This window comes from Pseudovibrio sp. W74, from assembly GCF_001623085.1.
GTDB lineage: Bacteria > Pseudomonadota > Alphaproteobacteria > Rhizobiales > Stappiaceae > Pseudovibrio.
The window spans coordinates 25,926-45,109 of sequence record NZ_LMCJ01000053.1; the positions used below are offsets into that span (position 1 = coordinate 25,926).

Below are 19,184 nucleotides of genomic sequence, written 5' to 3' on the forward strand. Positions count from 1 at the left end.
TGCCCCCTAAGTTTTTATCGGTGATGTTGTTGAAAGATCTGCATCTTCGGCAGTTTGTTGCCCCTTGCCGATGGATGCTTTTTTGAAGAAGTGCATGCTTGCCAGAATGCCTGCGACTGAGCAGACAGTTGCGAGCGAGAAGAGGATGCCGTAGCCGGAATGCTGCGCGATAAAGCCAGCAGCTACGCTACCCAACATGTAGACGAATAGATTTGCGCAGCTGAGAATAGTGAAGTCGGTACCAGCTTGCTTGAGCGAACTGACGCGCATGAATGCGCTGTAAAGACCGACAATTTCCATGTAGCGGATGAAGGTGTTGGCAGCAGAAAGGCCAACGAGCACTGCAACTCCGCGATAGTCCAGCAAAGCTACAGATGCGTAGCCGAGGAAACACAAAGTCCTCAAAGTGCCAATGAGCCAGAGGAACTGCATCAGGCCAGCTCGTTTGATCAGCACCACAGCAATCGCTGAACCGCCCAAGCCAACGCAAGCGGCTGCACCTCCGCTAACCAATCCGATCTGAGAAAGAGAAAAGCCGTAGTCCACCAGAAATGCTTGCTCAACGCCTTTGACGAGCCCCTCAGGCAGGCGGAACAGCAGTGCAAAAAACAACAGCATCAACGTGTTGTTGCGCTTTACAAATCCAATGATCGATGGCCGTGGTTTACTTCTTCCATCGACACCTTTGTCTTTCCGTGGGTTTTCTCTGAAGAAGAGCAGTGGCAGCAAAGTGAGAAATGACAGACCAGCAGCTGTTTTAAGAGCAAAGCTCCACCCCCACAGATCATGCAGAAACAGGGACAGAGAACCACCGATCAGTACACCTGCGGCAACACTGCCTCCCTGGACTGCATTGCCAAGGGGCTGGTCTTTCGGGGCGAGGTGTTCAACGGCAAAGCCATCTGTCGCAATGTCCTGTGTAGAGGAGGACAGCGCCAGAACCATCAACAATGGAAACAGGATGTGCAGTTGCTCGGCGACATTGAGTGCTGAAAGGTAAGTGATGATGCCCACGGAGATAAGCTGCATCGGGATGATCCAGCTTCGGCGTCTTCCAAAGGCAGCGAAGGAATAACGGTCAACAATTGGCGCCCAGAGGAATTTGACAACCCAGGGCAGCATCAAAAGTGCCATAGAGCCAATGCTGACAAGACTGATGCCTTGTGCGCGGAAGATCGCCGGCATGGCCGCAGCGACAAGATAAACCGGAATAGCCTGAGCTACATAAAGCCCCGCCAGCACGATAATGACTGAACGGGCTGTACGATCACCTTGCTCGTTGTGTGAAGTTGCGCGCGCCTGCCCTGCAATATGGGCACTGCTGTCGTTAGCCATTTTCTACCTAGCACTCAACGGCCTGGCTCGAACGAGTCGTTCTGGCTAACCAACTAATGATTTTTAACTAGAGAATTACACTCATATTTTCAATCACTACTTGCAAGTTATTCGCAATTAGATCTTACGGGAAACTACAATAATTTCTGCTTTAGCTAAGTTTTCAAGCCAGCAGCAACACGCTTCTAACCAGTTTGCTGAGAGGAGCTTGTGTATTTATGAGTTTAAACCTCAACTTCACCCCAACGCTCCAAGAACAGATTATGAGCAATGCACCGAAAACCCGCAGTCTCGATCACCTTCTCAAAGGCGAAAGAGCCATTGTGCGAGAGATCGAGAGCGAGGAAACATCTGATGGACGCGCTCTGGTCGTTCGCCTGAACGCACTGGGGATCAACATTGGGAAGGAAGTCAGCGTGATACGGCTGGCTTGGTTGGGTGGCCCCATGTTGCTTCGTGTCAATCAGGTAACACAGGTTGCGATCCGACGTTCTGAAGCACGTTGCGTTGTTGTGGAGGAGATCAAAGGCGATGAACCCTCGGCCTGAGGCAGGTGCCCAGAGTACCCCACGTATTGCACTTATCGGTCAGCCAAACACTGGCAAATCCATGCTGTTTAATCGCATCACCAATGCCCGTGCCTCCGTTGGCAACTGGCCGGGGATCACCGTTAATGTGATGCGTGCGCGCGTGCCTTTAGCAGGGCGAAACGTGGAATATGTTGACCTGCCGGGTATTTATAATCTGGAGGGCGGATCTGAAGACGAAGCCGTCGTGAACCGGTTTTTGACAAAATTTCCGATTGATCTGGTTATCATCGTTATCAATGCAGCGCAGATTGAACGACAGATTCTGATGCCTTTGCAGGTGAAGGCGCTGGGACTGCCTGCTGTTGTCATGCTCAACATGTGCGATGAAGCTCGTAAGCTCGGCATCACGTTTGATCTTGAGCAGTTGCAGAATTCTCTCAAGATGCCGGTGGCCTTGATTAGCGCCAAATACGGCACTGGCTTTGACGATGCCATGAAACAAGTCTCAGACAGTTTAAGCTCTGACTTTGCCAGCAAGCCGGTTCTGGCGGACTATGACTCGCTGTTCAAAACCCTGATGACCGAGGAAACGCTCGATGATGCTTTGAAAGGTTGCGTGACTCTTCCCAAAATCTGGCCGAAAACACTGACAGAAAAGCTGGATCAGCTGTTTTTGCATCCGCTGCTGGGCCTGCCCATGTTCTTCCTCAGCATGCTGGTTATCTTCTCCGTGATCTGGGAGATTGGCCTTCCCTCTCAGGATCTTGTGAGCCGAGGTGCTGACTGGGTACAAACGATACTGCTGGAGCCGGGTTTGGCCTGGGCGCCTGTCTGGCTCAATAGCTTCCTGATCAATGGCATATGGCTTGGTCTGTCGACGGTCGCATCATTTGTGCCGCTTCTTGTGCTCTTCTTCTTTTGCATGGCCGCTGTTGAAGATAGCGGGTATCTGGCGCGTGCTGCTTTTTTAATGGATGCACTCATGCGCCGCGTCGGGCTGGATGGGCGTGCTTTTGTGATGCAAATGATGGGGTTTGGCTGCAATGTGCCCGCCTTGATGGGAACACGTGTCATGCGCACACGCTCATTGCGCCTGCTGGCAATGCTGGTTATTCCATTTTCGCTCTGCTCTGCGCGCCTAGCTGTGTTCGTGTTTATCATCAGCGCCACCTTTCCCAGTTCCGAAGGTGCACTAGTGTTGTTCTCCTTTTACGTGATCAGCTTCCTCGCCGCTTTTTCAACGGCTGCCATCTTCAGCTTTTCCAAGCAGTTCAAGAGCCAGGAACCCTTCTTGTTGGAGATACCCCCCTATCGGATTCCGACAGTCAAACAGGTTTTACTCAGAGGTTGGGGTGAGGTACGTGAGTTCATCAGAAGAGCTTCACGGTTTATTATCATCGGCTGCATTCTGGTTTGGTTATTGACGAACCTGCCAGTTGGCGCAGAAGGATTGAATACCTATGGCGGCCAACTGGGCGTTTTGCTTCAGCCGATCATGGAGCCAATCGGCATCAATCCGTATCTTACTCTGGCACTGATCTTCGGTTTCATCGCCAAAGAGATCGTCATCGGATCTTTGTCTACAATCTACGCACTATCTGCCAGCGGTGTTTCTCAAGCCATCTCGATGAGTGTCACACCGCTGGAAGCCTACAGTTTCTGCTTGTTCTGCCTGCTTTACACGCCTTGTCTAACGACCATTGCGACAGTGCATTCAGAAGGAAAGTCATGGCAGTTCACCAGTTTCTCGCTGATCTTGTCTCTAAGCTATGCCTGGCTGGTGTCATTCCTGTTTTATCAAGGCGCAAAGCTCTTTGGGTTTTAGGAGAGCTTATTCCTCCTCCCAAAACCCCGCGATGTAGCAGTTGTCGGCTTTGAAACCAACTTCATTGCGGAAATACTTGCGCGCTTTCTTGGCAGTTTTCTTTTCCGCAGCAAACCAGAGGAATGCCTCCTGAACCTCAGGGATTTCTATTTGTTTTGCAGCTTCAAATAATCCGTCATGACCATGAGTATCCCGATAAACCCACTCAAAGCTCATTGTCTCAGGTAACGGGATTGGCGCTTCCATGCCTTTTTTTGAAACACTGATGATCACCGCACCTTTCGTACCTGCAGGCGAACTTTCGAGAACGCGTGAGATAGCTGGAATGGCTGTTTCATCTCCGGCAAGCAACAGATACCTGGCCTCAGGAATCCACCCGCCACCAGGGCCAAGCAGACCAACCTTGTCCCCTTCGTTAACGCGAGCTGCCCACTCCGCTGTCGGCCCGCCTTCATGCAGGAAAACATCAAAGTCGATAGTCTGTGCTGACTTATCGAACTGGCGAACAGTGTAGACAGGGCGCATCAATTCATAATCACCCTCAGGCCAGACCGTGCGGCCTTTGTCATCCCAATAGGGCCATCTGGCTTCAAAACCCAGATTTTTCGAGAACAACAGACGGAAATGCAATCCACCTTCAAAGAAGCGCTCAATTCCCTTCGCTGCAACGGTTACCCGTATGAAATTGGAGCTGAAAGCCGCTGTTCTGACAACTTGAACTTCGAGAAAGTTGGGCGGGTGAACGCCTGCTGTAAAATCCCCGCTCCAGACCATCTGAGGTGGAATGTTTATGTCAATGTGGCCAATAAGATGCTCGACACTCTCTTTGACAAGATGCAGTGCCTCTTGAGATGGTGCTGAGATCACCAGCTTTGCCTCTGCATCTGCCTTCAGAAACTCAACCATTCCGACTGGAGAATTCACGCGGTAGTGGGTACTGGTAATTTCTTCCAGCGTCAGATTATGGAGTTTTGCTTCGGCAGCAAAAAGCTCAATGGCTTTGGCAAACTCGATACCGGGAATGAGGCTTTCGATCTTATGAAGTTCTGTTGCAGTGGTTGTCATCAAAGTGCTCGTCTTGTTTTATCGAAATATTGTTGGCATCAAGCTGGAACAACCAGCGGGGTTCCCTTCACCGGATCAGGCATCACGTAACATTCCAGACCGAAGGTTGATTTCATAATGTCTTGTGTGATGACCTTGGCTGCATTGCCCTGCGCTTCAATCTGCCCGTCCTTCATCACGATGAGATGGTGAGCGTAGCGCGCGGCGAGGTTGATATCGTGCAACACAGCAACGATTGTCATCTGCTGATCTCCATTGCATCGCTTCAACAGCTCAAGCAGTTCAATCTGGTGGGCGAGATCGAGAAAGGTTGTTGGTTCATCCAGTAACAGTAGATCAGTCTCTTGTGCCAGAGCCATCGCAATCCACACACGTTGACGCTGCCCACCTGACAACGAGCTGAATGGCTTGTCTCGCAACTCAGTCACTTTTGTCATATCCATCGCATTTTGAATGGCCACTTCGTCCTGCCGGGACCATTGGCGCCAAACAGACTGGTGAGGCGTGCGGCCTCGGCTTACTAGATCACCGACGGTGATACCTTCAGGCGCGACAGGCATCTGGGGCAATATACCAAGACGCTTGGCAACCTCGCGGGTGGGCTGCTTATGGATGGATTTGCCATCCAGCAGCACAGTGCCAGCATTCGGTTTTTCCAGCCGGGCTAGTGATCGTAGAAGCGTTGATTTTCCGCAGGCATTGGGGCCAATTACGACAGAGATCTGCCCCTTTGGAATAGTCAGGTTAAAGTCTTTCAGGACACTATGAGATCCAAACGAAAGCCCAAGACCCCTGGCCTCTAACGGTGTGTGTTCTTTAGGATCAAGCATTAGATGAGGTTCCGTTTCACCTGCCGGGCAAGCAACCAAATAAGATAGGGCGCACCGATCAGAGCTGTAAAAACACCGGTCGGCATTTGGAAGGTTGCAACCAATGTGCGAGCTGCGGTGTCAGATAACAAAGTGACGAGAATACCAATCCCAGCAGCAAGGATGAGTGCTGATGATGGAGTACGGGAAAGCTGACGTGCTATGGGGCCGGAGACGAAAGCCACAAAAGGAATTGGGCCGGCAACCGCGACAGCTGTTGCTGTCATGACCACAGCAACGGCAACCATAAGCAGTCGAAGGCCATTCACTTTAAGACCAAGCCCGGTTGCCAGATCCTCATCAAAGGCAAGCCTGTCCAAAAAGTACTGCAGCACAACGCCCAGTGAGCCCAAAGCCACAAATGCAATAGCAACAGGAGCAATATCTTCGCGCTGCACTTGCCCAAGGCTGCCAACAAGCCACTTGGCCATGTCAGATGCACGCTGAATATCAAGCTGCGACATGAGGAAATCGGCACATGCCAGCAAGGTGAACCCAATACCAATGCCAACCATGATCAACCGGAACAGATCCAAGCCGCGGTACCAGGACAGTACAACAACAAGAAGCGCCGTCAGCACACCACCAACCACAGCACCCCAGAACACATAGGCAGCAGATCCAAACAGGAAGATCGTCAGTAATGCACCAAACGCAGCGCCTGCATTGAACCCGAGCACATCTGGTGATGCCAACGGGTTGCGCATAAGAGCCTGAAAGATTGCACCGGACATGCCCATAAGACCGCCCACAAACACCCCGACGAGAATACGCGGCATCCGCACATCCAGCAGGATGAGCTGGTCTACACCGCCCTCCCCGCTGAAGAACAGCGGAAGGATGCGGCCTGCCGCGATTGGATATACTCCAAGCCAAAGCGCAGCAATCACCGAAATAAGGCTGAGTGTTAGCAAGACTATACCAACCACAGCGCTGCGCTTGCGCATGAGCAATGCACCACCGGGTAGCGGAATGACGAGATGATGACTAAGCAACTTCATGGAGACATCATCCTTGTTTTTCTGATGAGGTAGACGAAGAACGGGCCACCAACCAAGGCCACTGTGACGCCAATTTGCAACTCACGACCTTCAAGCACTATTCGGCCAAGAATGTCTCCGGACAGCACAAACAACGCGCCCAGCAGAGCTGAGAACAGCAACAACCAGGCGCTGTCTGCTCCACTGAAGCGTCGTGCCACATGCGGCACAACAAGCCCCACAAATGCAACAGGTCCTGCCAAAGCGACAGAACCACCTGAGAGACAGACCACAGCAAACAAACTCAACGCCTTCACAACACCTATTTTAATGCCAAGTGACTTCGCTAAATCCTCACCAAGCAAAAGTGCATTAAGCCAGCGCCCGAGGAGAACACAGGCGAGAAAGCCAGCTGCAAAGAACGGCCAAAGTTGGAACAAGATCTCCGGCTTGACGCCTTGCAATGAGCCAACCACCCAGAAGCGATAGGTCTCCAGCGTTTGCTGGCTGACCAGCAATACACCGCGCACCAATGCCAAAAGGAACGAGCTGACAGCAGCTCCAGCCAAAGCCATACGCAAAGGGCTGGCACCGCCCTGCCCCAGATTGGAAAGCCCGTACACAGCAACGCTCACCACAAATGCACCAGCCATCGCGGGCCAGATGAACATCCCAGCTGCTGAAATGCCTGCTCCCCAAATGGAAAGCACAACGGCCATGGAGGCACCGGCATTCACACCGAACAGTCCCGGATCAGCCAGCGGGTTGCGGGTTACGGTCTGCATGATGGCACCAGCCATTGCCAGAGATGCACCAATCAACAGCGCACCGATGAGCCGCGGCACACGCATTTCCAAAATCACAATATGATCCGGATTACTCAGATCAGTTGCCAGCAAAGCATCACTGATTGCCGAGAGTGGAACTGCCCGCACACCTGCACCAAGCGACACCACAGACAAAGCAATCAAAATGGCTACAAACGCAAGTGACCAGCCACCACGAGACTGACCGGAGTGAGCAAGACTATCACTAGTCCCAACTCGTTGAGCGGATTCTGCAAACATCACTGCCCCTCCATTTGCTGTGCACGGGTGATGCCTGCCTCAACCGAAGTTGCAACAGGCGTTGCCGTGTCGCCATCAATCGCTGCTGCGATCAGCGGTTCCAGCTGGTCCAAAGCAAAACTCAGGCTGAGTGGTGAGGAATGTGAGAGGGCAGCTGCGATCATAGGCGTCGCCACCACCTCACGGCCTTCATTGTAGACGCGCATTGTTGGTCGGAGCCGCAAAGTGTTGATTTGGGAGGCACCTGAGCCAAAGTCGAGCCAGATTAGCACATCCGTATCAATCGGATCCAAATCCTCGGGAGAAACACGCACATAAAAAAGATCACTGCGAACAAGCGCTTCTACTTTTTCAGAGACAACAAACCCAAGATCACTCAGGAACCGGCCTCGCAGGTCTGAGGAGGGATAGGCCCCGATATCTCCCGGCCACACAACCACAGCAGACTTGCCGAGCCATGCCGGATTGCGGGCCTTAATGGCAGAAAAGCGAGTTTCCAGATCCTGCACCACTTGCTCACCTTTTGCAGTGCGCCCAACAGCCTTCGCTATTGAGCGTGTCATCTGCTGCCACGGCGTTCCGTAATCCCCAAAGCGCTCTTCAGGCACGAGAACAGGCGCAATCTGCGAGAGTATCTTGTACTGAGAACGGGTCATTCCAGACCACAAACCCAAGATCAGATCAGGTTTCAGAGCAGCGATCTGCTCCACATTAATCTCACCCCACATGACTGTCGGCCTGGCATCCCCCAGAGCAGGTTGCGCCCAAGGCCAGACACCACTCGGGTAGCTGCCATACCAACGCCGAAGGGCTACTGGCTTCACTCCCAACGCCAGAAGGAAGTCATGCCCAATGAAGCTGACAGAAACGATCCGCTTAGGCTCTGCAGTGACCGTCGTTGTCCCGTACTGATGCTCAAACACCACTGGAAATTCAGCTGCTGTCGTCTGCTGAAGGCCCAGCAAAGTCACAGCAAGGCACAGCACAGCGCTGTAAAACAGCAGCTTCACTTTTTTGATGCATGCGTGGATGGTTTGCATGTCACTCTCACAAAACCAGCCACGGACTGAAAAGCCCGTGGCATCACCGTATTTACTGATTGAGAAGTCTAGAAAGTACTGGTCAACTGCAACCGCAGCTCACGTCCCTTGCCATATGTGCAGTTGTGGGAGTCCATATTCAGACTTGTAGGCACGAGCGATGCAAGTGTCGCTTTACCGCAATGACTAATATATGACTTGTCTGCAAGATTCCGGCCTGTGAAAGAGAGTTTGAAGTTTTGGTATTCATAACTCACGGCCGCATCCAGAAGTGTCACCGGATCAAGCTTAATCGCGTTCTCATTGTCACCATATCGGTCTCCCAGATATCGCGCTCCAGCGGCAACACTTAAACCATCTAACCAGGTATTTTCCGCGAAGTCGTATTTGAGCCAGAGGGAGCCTGCATGTTCTGGAATGCGCTCAAGTTGATTTCCTAAAAGAGACGAAGTTGTATCTTTTGTGACTTCAATATCCAGGTAGGTGTAGCTGCCGAGCGCAGACAAACCACTGTATAGCTCAATCGCACCTTCAAACTCCAAGCCACGCACCCTGACCTCTCCGGCCTGGATCGACGCTGGCACAGGTCCTGCGTGGTTCGGGTCATTTGTCAGAACATTATCTTTTGTAATTTGAAAACCGGCTACGCTGAAGAAACCATCAAAACTCGTAGGTGCATACTTGATGCCGACTTCAAACTGCTTTGCATAAGTCGGTTTGAAGGCTCGACCCTCCTTGGTCGTTCCAGCAGGAGGAGCATCAAAGGATGTCCCATAGCTCGCGAAGGGGGTGATGCCGTAATCACTCACATATGAGAGACCAATACGTCCGGTAAGCGCACGGTCAAATGTTTGCTCATCCGCCACTACGGCAAATGGCTCAGGTCTTTGCCCCTTGGTGTCTCGCTCTAGCCAATCATGACGAACATTTAAATCAAGCCGGAACTTATCAAGTATCTTGGAATTTGCTGCAGCATACAATCCGGTTTGCGTAACTGATTGATCTGAGAACCCTGTATAGTCGCTCAACAAAGCCGCGTTAATTCCTGGCAGGCTAGGTAGGAGATTTGTAATTTGGCCCGTAAAGAGGTTCTTTTCTCCGGCATACCCGCTTCCTAAATCAGCTTCGGAATAGCCTTTATAGTAATCCAGACCCGCAATAAATTGCGTCTCAACAGCCCCAAATGTGGCATCAAACTTGAGTGCGGTATCAATGGATCCCTGATAGCCAGTTTCTTCGACTTCGTTTTTGACAAGAACAACGGTATCAACACCCGAAGCCTTCGGAACCCCACTTGCTAAAAGCGTGTCAAAGTCTATTGCGCCCCCATTGTAGGCACCATCATAGGTAATATTATTATAAGCCAAGCGTGCACGCTGATAGAACTCAAGGCCATTGTCGAACTGGTGATCAAGCTCATAACCAACATAGTGCTGGTCACGGTTCAGCCCTTTGCGATCCGGATCACCGGCAAATGTGTCGTAGTCAAAACTACCCTGACTATTTGGCAGCAGAGTCCCATGTTGCGGCAGTATCTGCCAGCTCTCACCCTGAAAATCTTTCTGGTATTGAGCAAGCAATGTAAGCTTGGTTTGATCGCCAAGCTTCGCAGTTATAGATGGAGCAAAATAGAACCGGTCATCATTCACATGATCTACTTGGGTATCTGACAAACGGCCAACTCCAACCAACCGATAGCTGATTGGAGAACCTTCTGAGAGGGAACCTGTTACGTCTGCAGCAAGTTGTTTACGGTTGTTGTTTCCATAGGTTGCTTGCAAAATCGCAGAAAAATCTTCTTGCGGGCGCTTGGTGACAGTGTTGACCAGGCCGCCTGGCTGGTTCGCACCAAACAAATCGGAGGACGGGCCACGCAACACTTCAACGCGCTCGACACCAAATGGCTCAATGTTCCAGCCACCCCAGGCAAAAATTCGCAACGGCAACCCATCGCGGTAGTTAAGCCCACCAACAGCGCTTTCAAAACCACGAATTGCATAGTTATCGTAACGAAGATCAAATCCGTAGATCGCAGGCACAACACCAGCGCTGTAGGAAATCGCATCTACAATAGATTCGGCGCCCTGATCTTCCATCTGCTGAGAGGAAACCACCGAAACAGAACGTGGTGTTTCCTCGATCGGCAAACCAATACGGCCAGCACTCGCTGTCTCAGTTGGGACATAACCTAGGGTCGGCGCCAACGCGTCTTCGGCAACGGAAGAGCCGTATACAACAACTTCATCCAGATCTTGATTGGGAGGACCCGCCTCTTGCGCATTCACGATTCCAGCAAACAGCAGCAAGCTAATAGAGGAGCCAGACAGAAGCGCAGACTTGTAGTGGATGCCCATGTTTTAAACACCTATACCACTGATAATCGCTCCAAAGGTGTCTGGCTTCTGGCTTGACGTTTAATTTGGTTGGAGCTCAATCATTTGATTCTTCAATACTTTTAGAATTAGCAGCAACTTCCGATCCGACGATCAAAAAGTTGAGCAATCACTCGACTTTGACTCCAATAGATAATATGACTTTATAAGTCAAGTTATTCAGTGAGTATATCTGCTAATTTGTTTCTTAAGGGCTTGCCACCGGAAATCTTGTTGTGCAGAACACGGGAAAGCGAGATTTACAAAGGACAGCCAGCCCATGCCATCCATGAACGCGCAATCACTCGCTTTGAGAAAGAAAGCCAAACAACAACGCTCACGAGAAAAAATCGAACTTATCCTGCAGACAACGCTGGATATGCTGAGCGAAGGTCAGGTTGATAAGATCAACACCAATGAGATTGCCCGCCGTGCTGGCGTCAGTGTGGGGTCGCTCTACAACTTCTTTCCCAACAAACAATCCATTCTTTATGAGCTGTTTCGCCGTTGGCTGGAAAACGCTTTGACCGGACTTGATGACCTGGATGCACGCTATGATGGCAGTGAGCCAATCCGGGACTATATCGATGATATGTTCGAGCAAATGGCAATCAATGCACAAGCGAACACTGCAGGCCATTGGCAGCTTCGCCGCTCCATGAACTCCTCTAAAGAATTGTCAGAGCTTGAAGAAGCGCACATGGACCAAATTCTGGCACGCTTCATCCGTATCCAGGAGAAGTTTGGCCGCCAACTCCCAAACAACCCGCACCGCCTCGCCTATCTCCAAAACCTCATCAGTGTCTCCTGCCTCAACATCGTCGCCCTCACAGCAGACGAACAAGAACGCAAAACCGTAATGCACTGGTGCAAAAACCTGCTCTATCTGGTGTTTGATGTTGAGAGGCTGGAGCAATAATAACTTCTGTCAAACTGAAGGCTGACGATTTTGATTATTGCAAACAAGGAGAACTAAGTAGCTCCTGCAACACGGCCTTATAAGACAGTTAAAACTTCCCGCGGTCGTCACCCTTCCCCGTCTAAATCAATCGGATCACTGTCAAACGACAGGCCAGGGACAAGAACGACAGAACCATCCTTGTCTTTCTTTGCTGCCAGTGACAGATACAAGGTTCCCATGGATCCCACATTCATAATGGCGAAAAGGTAGGGGATGTCGGGAGTTCCCATTCCGGTTGGATGGTCCAGGCGACCTGTTGCGAGGCCAACGAGTGCGGCTCCCCATGCTTTTAGAGTTTTGCGATCGCCGGCAACTTTTTGGACCCATTTCTCGATGGTCTCCGGCACATCAGCACCATTCGTAATCAGCGAGAGCCAGTCTATTGCTGGCACTTCGCCCAAATCACCAACATGGCCACCAAATCCGATAGCTGGAAAAAGAAGCGGATTCCATTTACTGATTTCCTCAGCAGCATTTTCAACCTTATCACTGCTGCCTTTCTTCATGGCCTGCAATGCATCTTTCAGGCAACCGTTGAGATCTTCGCTGACGGTTTTTAGTTGCTTACGCAATTGAGCCACTGGGTCTTTCAACCAATCTTTGTTGAGCTTGTATTCTACAGGATCTTCCCCCTTGGGAAGAAGCAGTCCCACCAGAAGTCCAAACTCCAGAGTTGCAGCATCCAGCTCATCGGCTCCTATTGTTTTTTTCATACCAAACTCCTCACGGTATCTGCGTTAAAACACTTGTGAGGAATGACGAGAGCCTGGCGACTGCGTGAATATCTGGACTTGTAGAACTCAGCAGATGGTTAAGGAATGAGAAACCCATCAGCAAGTTGGCCCCTGATGCAGCCGTTAAAATTCTCATAGAACTTTCGGGCACGGTTTAGGCATCGGCTTACCTCAACTCCAACGGACAACGCTCAATACCTCATTTTATGGCTAGATAATAATTACATATCGCCATAGGCACGACCGCATGCTCCCCCAGAACGAGGAGACCTGTAATGAGCTTAGAAAACCCAAACACTGGTGAAGATGTAAATGCGCTTGAAGGGATTATGAGCACCTATCACTCAGAAATCGCAGACAACACAATCTTGCTGGCAGAACTGGCCAGGCTGAAAGATTTTCTGGAACACAGTGGCCAACATTCTCTCAAAGAGCGAGTACAGGTCTTTGACCATATTCTGGAAGAACTTCAGGAAAACTCCGGTGATCACCTTCGTATGACGGAAGAAAGCCCTCAACTGGATCACCACGAAGTAGAAGCCAACCGGCATCTGGATGAACAGGAAACCTTAAGAGACGCGCTGAACAGGTTCGGTTCTCGCTACCTGAACTGACTTCAGCGCAAGCACTCAAAAGCATCACCGACTATGGAGTGCTGCGTACACCCCAACACGTAGCACGGCAGTTTTAATTTGACCGTCCCTTCCCTTCGTATCATGCCTGAAAGCAAGACGGAGGCAATCATGCATGTGCTGCGAGATCTGATTTTACAAAATGAAAACACCCTCATAGATCGCATATTCTTTTATGCCAAAAGTCAGGGTTACACGCAGTACACAGCCACACTGCGGGAGGCATGGCGCATATCAGTTGAAGGTCTCTCAAAATCCATCGTCAAAGCGATGGAGTCTTATGACACACCGCCTGAGATTGATGTCAGCTCTGATTTCTCCAGCCATCCCTTCGCTGCATTTGGCGTAGAGCAAGCCAAGAGCCATCGATCCAGAGGTGTAACACTGGGCTACTTCCTCGGTCTGACAAAATACTACCGCAGCGCCTATCTGGACCTGCTGGAAACACAAGGGTTTTCAGAGGCAGAAAGTGCCAGATATCGCGCCTACTTATTGCGTTATTTCGATTTCATGGAACTTGGGTTTTCGACGGAATGGAGTGGTGTAGCCGAAGATAAAAAACTGCACGAGGCTTATGAAGAAAACCGCCGTATCACCAATGAGAAGAACAAGTATCTCACCATCCTGGAAAGCCTGAGCGACCCCATCGTATTGATGGATGAAAGTGGCCAGGTCAATGACCTCAACTATGCTGCTCAGGCTGTTTTTTTTGGGTTGCAAAACACGAAGGTCAAATACGTCAATGCAGCCACACGTGAGCTGCTGACAAACCAACTACAGCCTTATCTTCCGCAGAATCTGGAAAGCTGCTTTACAGATATCACACTGGACACTGCGATAGGTCCACGCGTTTTTGATATCCGCGCCCAACACATCGTCGACTTCAGCCGCAAGTTTCCCGGGATGATCCTTATCCTCAATGATGTCACCGACCATAAAAAAGCCAAGGAAGAAGCTGAAGCCGCGAATAGCGCCAAGTCCACTTTCCTTGCCTCCATGAGCCACGAAATCAGAACACCCCTGAACGGAGTGCTTGGACTAGCCGACCTTCTCAAGGGCACGAACCTCAAGCCAGAACAGCACCGCTATCTGGATGGCATCATCTCCTCCGGCGAAATGCTGCGCTCAATCCTCAATGATGTACTGGATTACTCCAAGGTGGAAGCAGGCTCGCTGGAGCTGGAGGCCGTTGATTTCAAGATCAGGCAAGTCATCAAACAGGTTGTTGACCTCACCCAACAAGACGCTGAAACCAAAGGGCTACAGCTTCACATAGAGGTACATCCGCAGGTTCCAGAAATACTGCGGGCTGATCCCACTAAGATCAGGCAGATCCTTTTGAATTTCGTCAGCAATGCCATCAAGTTTACCAATGAAGGTTCCATCACCATCGGCGTACATATTCCTGAAAGCAAGATCCGACAGGCAAGATGTCTTCAGATCATGGTGACAGACACTGGAGTGGGTCTGCCCACCGGAGATCACAGCTATCTGTTTGAGCCATTTGTACAGCAAAACGCCGCAATCAATCGCTTGTTTGGAGGAACTGGTCTCGGTCTTGCAATCTCAAAACGCCTGGTCAACGCGATGGGTGGTGAAATTGGTTGTCGATCTAATCAAACTCAGGGCGCTAGCTTCCACTTCATCATTCCGTTTTATGAAGCGGATCAGACCGTCAGCGTCATTGAAGATAAGCAAGAGACCTGGAAGCCAAAGAAGTTGAAAATCTTGCTTGTTGAAGACAACAAGGTCAATCAGTTGGTCACTGAAGGCTTTCTAGAAAAGGCAGGGCATGGTTGTAGCACAGTCGGCAGCGGTGAAGACGCATTGGCCCAGTTGCACGAACACCGTTTTGATTTGGTGCTCATGGATAACCGTATGCCCGGTCTGAGCGGCACAGATACCATCGCCCGCATCCGAGCCTCTCACTACCACCATGTTTCCAACATTCCCGTTATTGTACAAAGCGCCTGCATCTTCCTGGCTGACATCGAGAAGAGCTTCACTGCTGGTGCCGATGGGTTCCTTGGCAAGCCGTATTCTCAAGAGGACCTTGAGGATGCCATCGCCTCCTGCCTCTCTGACAGAGCCATGTTTGCACGTAAATCCAGACAGACATTGCAGGAGCAACCTACAGAACTCATTGATACAACGGTGTTACGTGGTCACTTCGAGATGCTGGGAGAAACACGCGCCAAACGCATTGTCGATGCATATATGCAAACGTCGCGTTTCATCATTCCAGAGCTGCGAAACCACATCGCAACCCAAAACTTCTCCAAGATCAGAGACAAGGCGCATAGCATGAAGGGCGCATCCCATAATGTGGGTCTCATTCATGCCGCTAATCTCGCAGAGCAGTTGGAACAGGCAGCTCAAAACAAGGAAAAGCACAAAATTATGGAGATCTTCAGCGCACTGGAGGTGACCTATACAGCCTCAAAGCACAAGCTGAACGAAACCTGGCTCAATTGCCTGACGAAAGCGCCGGCAAGCGCATAGGCGTCTTCAGTACGCACCTGTAAACACATAGCCAACGCCATGCACGGTCATGATCAAAGTCGGGTCTTTGGGGTTCGCTTCGATCTTACGGCGCAACCGGCCAATCAGCACATCAACAGTACGGTCGCTTGGATCCCATTCCCGATGGTTCAGGTGATCCAGCAGATTATCACGGGTGAGCACACGCCCCTTGTTCTCAACCAGCGCAGAGAGCAACTCAAACTCGCCGCGCGTCAAACGAACATCCTCTCCCTCGGGAGACTGAAGCCCACGCTTGTCCAAGTCCAGAACCCAACCTGAGAAACTCAACACGCGCTCATCAACAGCGACAGGCACCCGCCCTGCCCTCACTCGGCGCAGCAAATTTTTGGAACGTGCCAACAGCTCGCGCGAGTTGAACGGCTTGATCACATAGTCGTCTGCTTCCATTTCAAGCGCAACAATCCGGTCCACATCGTCCGTCCGGCCTGTCACCATGATGATCCCGACGTCAGACTTCTTTCGCACGTCCTTCAAAAGCGTTAGGCCATCATCATCTGGCAGACGAATATCAAGCATAATCAGGTCCACATCACCGCCAGCAAAAACCGAACGCATTTGCGCGCCGTCTTCTGCTTCAGAAACACGGTATCCTTCGGTCTCAAAATATCCGGAAAGTGCCACGCGGCTGGTCAGGTCATCATCAACGACCAGTATATGTGCCTTATTTGTCATATGCTTGTTGTCGGCTTGTGTGTTTACATCATGTTTACACCATTCTACACCCCGTTCATATTTCCTCCAAACGCTATTTACAACCTTAGTCTAATTCTCTGAGCATTGAACGGACCGACTTGTCCGAGAGTGCAAAAGAGATAGAAGATGAATATCTGGCGACTCCTGCGGACGAAAACCGCAATATTTCCAATAAGCTTATTACTGTTCGGCACATTTGCAGGTGGCGTCGTGTTCTGGGGCGGCTTCCATACCGCAATGGACTACACCAACACTCTGGAGTTCTGCGTCTCGTGTCATGAAATGCGCAGCACGGTCTACGAGGAGTACAAGAAATCTCCGCACTTCTCGAATGCATCCGGTGTTCAGGCAGTCTGTTCAGATTGCCACGTGCCCAAAGAAACTTACCCAAAGATCATTCGCAAGATCGAAGCTGCCAAAGAGGTCTACTCCAAGCTCACTGGTAAGATCGATACCAAGGAGAAATTTGAAGCCCATCGCCTGACCATGGCCAAGAGTGTCTGGGCAGAGATGGAAGCCAACGACTCCCAGCAGTGCCGCAACTGCCACAAGCAAGCTTCCATGGACTTCGCCAAGCAGCATCCCAAAGCCTCTGAAACCATGCAGAAGGGTTTCAAGGACGGCGAGACCTGCATCTCCTGTCACAAAGGCATTGCCCACAAACTGCCAGACATGTCTCAGGGCTACAAAGTTTTGTATGACGAGCTCAAAGCCCTGTCAGTAAGCGAAGGTGCAAGCGCAGATCATCTGTACGCCATCACAAGCAAACCTTTCTTCGTTGAACAGTCAAAAGCGGAAAGCAACGGCAAAAGTGATGGCCGTGTTCTGGGCGGAACTGACGTCACTGTTCTGGAACGTAGCGGTGATCTTCTCAAAGTGCGCATCGCCGGTTGGCAGCAAGATCAGGTGGACCGCGTGATCTATGCCCTCCGAGGCCAGCGCATCTTCTCTGCCACTGTCGGTAAAAAGGTCATCGATAAAATCAAACGCCTAAAAACCGAGGTAGATCCGGACACAGAACTCACCTGGCATCAGGTACAGATCGACACTTGGGTCTCAAAGGAAAATCTAATTTCAAACGGAGATCAGCTCTGGACTTACACCGGTGAAATGTACAGTGCCGCATGCTCCACATGCCATGGCCTGCGCGATCCCGAGCACTTCCTTGCCAACCAGTGGATCGGTTCTCTCAAAGCCATGAAGCGCTTCATCTCACTGGACAAAGAACAATACCGCATCCTGCAGAAGTACCTGCAACTCAACGCAAAAGACACGGGTGGGAGTGAAGCTCATGGATAAGCACGAACCCATCACTCTTTCCAACAGCGACAGATCTCTGGTTTACCGCTGGCTGGCAAGCTTCTTCACCAGTGAAGTGAAAATCGAAACTCTGGAGAGCTACAGCTCTCCAGAAGGACGGGCGCTTCTGGATGTCTTCTCACAAGCACCGGCACTCACATCATTTACGGGTGAGCTTGCCAAGCTGACAGAGCTTCCCGTTGAGAGTTATCAGAGCAAGGTGCTCGATCTGGCAACTGCATATTCTCGTCTGTTTCTGGGGGTTGGCGGTCAACATTCAGCCCCTCCTTATGAGTCCGCCTATTACAACGAAAAAGGCACGCTCTTCCAAAAGCCAACAGCAGACATGAACAAGATCCTTCAGGATCTGGGTATCTCCATTGAAAATTCAATGAAAGAACCCGCCGATCACCTCGGCGTTCAACTCAACGTACTGGCAGAGTACATCGACCGCGAAGCTCTGGCAGAAGCCAATGGCGATCATGAGACCGCATACACCTCACATCAGAACCAGATCTGGTTCCTCTCGAATCATCTTCTGAACTGGGTGCCCTCTTTTTGCGAGAGCTGTAAGCGCTTCGACAAGTCAGATTTTTACAAAGAACTGGCCAATGCCCTCAGCGCCTGGCTTGCCATGGATCTTGCTCACTTGAATGAGGCAAAGACCACCACCTGACCAACTCCATTTACAACCTGTTTACTCGATTTTACATCCCGTTCAATCAACGCGCGAACCACGTTTACACGCAGTGACTACGGTGAATCTCAAGAGAAAACAGGCTGTTTTCATCGAGCAACTCGCTCAACTCATCGATTGTCTGCCAAAATAAAAGGACAGCAGAGATGTCGAAAATCATTGCAAACTATACGTCTCGCCGTAGTTTCCTGAAGGGCGCCTCCGCACTGGGCGCTCTGGGTGTATTGGCTCCATCCATCTTCTCACCGCGCTTTGCACAAGCAGCCGTCAACGGAGAAGTTCTCTCCGGTTGTCACTGGGGTGCATTCCGTGCAGTGGTTAAAAATGGACGCTGGACCGAAGTTAAGCCTTGGGAGCAGGATCCACATCCTAGTCATCAGCTGGCTGGTGTCATGGACTCCGTCTACTCACCATCCCGCATCAAATATCCAATGGTCCGCCGTGCCTACCTTGAAAAAGGCCGTGGTGCAGACGTTGAAGACCGTGGCAGCAACGATTTTGTGCGCGTCAGTTGGGACAAAGCGCTCGACCTTGTTGCACA

Annotated in this window: 17 protein-coding genes; 8 read left to right on the top strand and 9 right to left on the bottom strand. The window is 50.9% G+C overall.

From position 1 onward, the window contains the following. Positions 1–6 precede the first annotated feature (6 nt). On the bottom strand, positions 7–1,335 hold the full coding sequence (locus PsW74_RS22130) for an MFS transporter (protein WP_063289491.1): 1,329 nt from the start codon (positions 1,333–1,335) through the stop codon (positions 7–9). Positions 1,336–1,553: 218 nt separating this feature from the next. Between PsW74_RS22130 and PsW74_RS22135 the strand changes: the two genes are divergently transcribed. Continuing rightward, positions 1,554–1,883 (top strand): FeoA family protein, encoded by a 330-nt coding sequence (locus PsW74_RS22135; RefSeq protein ID WP_063289492.1) that lies wholly within the window; start codon positions 1,554–1,556, stop codon positions 1,881–1,883. After that, positions 1,867–3,690, top strand: a complete 1,824-nt coding sequence (gene feoB, locus PsW74_RS22140; RefSeq protein WP_063289493.1) for a ferrous iron transport protein B — start codon at positions 1,867–1,869, stop codon at positions 3,688–3,690. The genes PsW74_RS22135 and feoB overlap by 17 nt, the downstream gene beginning before the upstream one ends. Positions 3,691–3,696: 6 nt before the next feature. On the opposite strand, the gene PsW74_RS22145 is transcribed toward feoB, so the two are convergent. The 6 genes from PsW74_RS22145 to PsW74_RS22170 form a co-directional block, all read right to left on the bottom strand. Further along, the gene (locus PsW74_RS22145; RefSeq protein ID WP_063289494.1) at positions 3,697–4,755 is read right to left on the bottom strand and encodes a siderophore-interacting protein; all 1,059 of its coding nucleotides are present in this window, start codon (positions 4,753–4,755) and stop codon (positions 3,697–3,699) included. A 38-nt stretch (positions 4,756–4,793) separates the two neighbouring features. Continuing rightward, positions 4,794–5,585 carry an ABC transporter ATP-binding protein gene (locus PsW74_RS22150; protein ID WP_063289495.1) on the bottom strand — a complete coding sequence of 264 codons (792 nt, stop codon included), beginning with the start codon at positions 5,583–5,585 and terminating at the stop codon, positions 4,794–4,796. Then, entirely contained in the window at positions 5,585–6,625 is a 1,041-nt protein-coding gene (locus PsW74_RS22155) for an iron chelate uptake ABC transporter family permease subunit (RefSeq protein WP_063289496.1), read from the bottom strand. The genes PsW74_RS22150 and PsW74_RS22155 overlap by 1 nt, the downstream gene beginning before the upstream one ends. Further along, complete coding sequence (locus PsW74_RS22160; RefSeq protein ID WP_063289497.1) at positions 6,622–7,671, bottom strand: iron ABC transporter permease; 1,050 nt, start codon at positions 7,669–7,671, stop codon at positions 6,622–6,624. The genes PsW74_RS22155 and PsW74_RS22160 overlap by 4 nt, the downstream gene beginning before the upstream one ends. Then, positions 7,671–8,711 (bottom strand): iron-siderophore ABC transporter substrate-binding protein, encoded by a 1,041-nt coding sequence (locus tag PsW74_RS22165; RefSeq protein ID WP_063289498.1) that lies wholly within the window; start codon positions 8,709–8,711, stop codon positions 7,671–7,673. The genes PsW74_RS22160 and PsW74_RS22165 overlap by 1 nt, the downstream gene beginning before the upstream one ends. 68 nt (positions 8,712–8,779) lie before the next feature. Next, on the bottom strand, positions 8,780–11,065 hold the full coding sequence (locus PsW74_RS22170) for a TonB-dependent siderophore receptor (RefSeq protein ID WP_063289499.1): 2,286 nt from the start codon (positions 11,063–11,065) through the stop codon (positions 8,780–8,782). Between the two features lie 298 nt (positions 11,066–11,363). On the opposite strand from PsW74_RS22170, the gene PsW74_RS22175 reads away from it, so the two are divergent. Then, positions 11,364–12,002 (top strand): TetR/AcrR family transcriptional regulator, encoded by a 639-nt coding sequence (locus PsW74_RS22175; protein ID WP_063289500.1) that lies wholly within the window; start codon positions 11,364–11,366, stop codon positions 12,000–12,002. Between the two features lie 107 nt (positions 12,003–12,109). Here the strand turns inward: PsW74_RS22175 and PsW74_RS22180 are convergent, their stop codons facing one another. Beyond that, on the bottom strand, positions 12,110–12,757 hold the full coding sequence (locus PsW74_RS22180; protein WP_063289501.1) for a hypothetical protein: 648 nt from the start codon (positions 12,755–12,757) through the stop codon (positions 12,110–12,112). A gap of 296 nt (positions 12,758–13,053) precedes the next feature. On the opposite strand from PsW74_RS22180, the gene PsW74_RS22185 reads away from it, so the two are divergent. Continuing rightward, positions 13,054–13,392, top strand: coding sequence for a hypothetical protein (locus PsW74_RS22185; RefSeq protein WP_063289502.1), 339 nt, complete (start codon positions 13,054–13,056; stop codon positions 13,390–13,392). A 129-nt stretch (positions 13,393–13,521) separates the two neighbouring features. Continuing rightward, a complete protein-coding gene (locus tag PsW74_RS22190) occupies positions 13,522–15,912 on the top strand; it encodes an ATP-binding protein (protein WP_063289687.1) in 2,391 nt (796 codons plus the stop codon). Between the two features lie 6 nt (positions 15,913–15,918). Here PsW74_RS22190 and PsW74_RS22195 read toward each other — a convergent pair whose 3' ends face one another. Then, a complete protein-coding gene (locus PsW74_RS22195; RefSeq protein WP_063289503.1) occupies positions 15,919–16,626 on the bottom strand; it encodes a response regulator in 708 nt (235 codons plus the stop codon). Between the two features lie 147 nt (positions 16,627–16,773). On the opposite strand from PsW74_RS22195, the gene PsW74_RS22200 reads away from it, so the two are divergent. The 3 genes from PsW74_RS22200 to PsW74_RS29960 form a co-directional block, all read left to right on the top strand. Beyond that, complete coding sequence (locus PsW74_RS22200; protein WP_063289504.1) at positions 16,774–17,946, top strand: NapC/NirT family cytochrome c; 1,173 nt, start codon at positions 16,774–16,776, stop codon at positions 17,944–17,946. Continuing rightward, positions 17,939–18,622 (top strand): molecular chaperone TorD, encoded by a 684-nt coding sequence (gene torD / locus PsW74_RS22205; protein ID WP_063289505.1) that lies wholly within the window; start codon positions 17,939–17,941, stop codon positions 18,620–18,622. Before PsW74_RS22200 ends, torD begins: the two co-directional genes overlap by 8 nt. A 167-nt stretch (positions 18,623–18,789) precedes the next feature. Next, on the top strand, positions 18,790–19,184 hold a 395-nt coding region (locus PsW74_RS29960), incomplete at its 3' end, for a molybdopterin-dependent oxidoreductase (protein ID WP_244277891.1).

Excerpts from the sequence above, each read along its gene's own strand:
- PsW74_RS22130 (WP_063289491.1), bottom strand. The coding sequence starts at position 1,335 with ATGGCTAACGACAGCAGTGCCCATATTGCAGGGCAGGCGCGCGCAACT.
- PsW74_RS22135 (WP_063289492.1), top strand. The coding sequence starts at position 1,554 with ATGAGTTTAAACCTCAACTTCACCCCAACGCTCCAAGAACAGATTATG.
- feoB (WP_063289493.1), top strand. The coding sequence starts at position 1,867 with ATGAACCCTCGGCCTGAGGCAGGTGCCCAGAGTACCCCACGTATTGCA.
- PsW74_RS22145 (WP_063289494.1), bottom strand. The coding sequence starts at position 4,755 with ATGACAACCACTGCAACAGAACTTCATAAGATCGAAAGCCTCATTCCC.
- PsW74_RS22150 (WP_063289495.1), bottom strand. The coding sequence starts at position 5,585 with ATGCTTGATCCTAAAGAACACACACCGTTAGAGGCCAGGGGTCTTGGG.
- PsW74_RS22155 (WP_063289496.1), bottom strand. The coding sequence starts at position 6,625 with ATGAAGTTGCTTAGTCATCATCTCGTCATTCCGCTACCCGGTGGTGCA.
- PsW74_RS22160 (WP_063289497.1), bottom strand. The coding sequence starts at position 7,671 with ATGTTTGCAGAATCCGCTCAACGAGTTGGGACTAGTGATAGTCTTGCT.
- PsW74_RS22165 (WP_063289498.1), bottom strand. The coding sequence starts at position 8,711 with ATGCAAACCATCCACGCATGCATCAAAAAAGTGAAGCTGCTGTTTTAC.
- PsW74_RS22170 (WP_063289499.1), bottom strand. The coding sequence starts at position 11,065 with ATGGGCATCCACTACAAGTCTGCGCTTCTGTCTGGCTCCTCTATTAGC.
- PsW74_RS22175 (WP_063289500.1), top strand. The coding sequence starts at position 11,364 with ATGCCATCCATGAACGCGCAATCACTCGCTTTGAGAAAGAAAGCCAAA.
- PsW74_RS22180 (WP_063289501.1), bottom strand. The coding sequence starts at position 12,757 with ATGAAAAAAACAATAGGAGCCGATGAGCTGGATGCTGCAACTCTGGAG.
- PsW74_RS22185 (WP_063289502.1), top strand. The coding sequence starts at position 13,054 with ATGAGCTTAGAAAACCCAAACACTGGTGAAGATGTAAATGCGCTTGAA.
- PsW74_RS22190 (WP_063289687.1), top strand. The coding sequence starts at position 13,522 with ATGCATGTGCTGCGAGATCTGATTTTACAAAATGAAAACACCCTCATA.
- PsW74_RS22195 (WP_063289503.1), bottom strand. The coding sequence starts at position 16,626 with ATGACAAATAAGGCACATATACTGGTCGTTGATGATGACCTGACCAGC.
- PsW74_RS22200 (WP_063289504.1), top strand. The coding sequence starts at position 16,774 with ATGAATATCTGGCGACTCCTGCGGACGAAAACCGCAATATTTCCAATA.
- torD (WP_063289505.1), top strand. The coding sequence starts at position 17,939 with ATGGATAAGCACGAACCCATCACTCTTTCCAACAGCGACAGATCTCTG.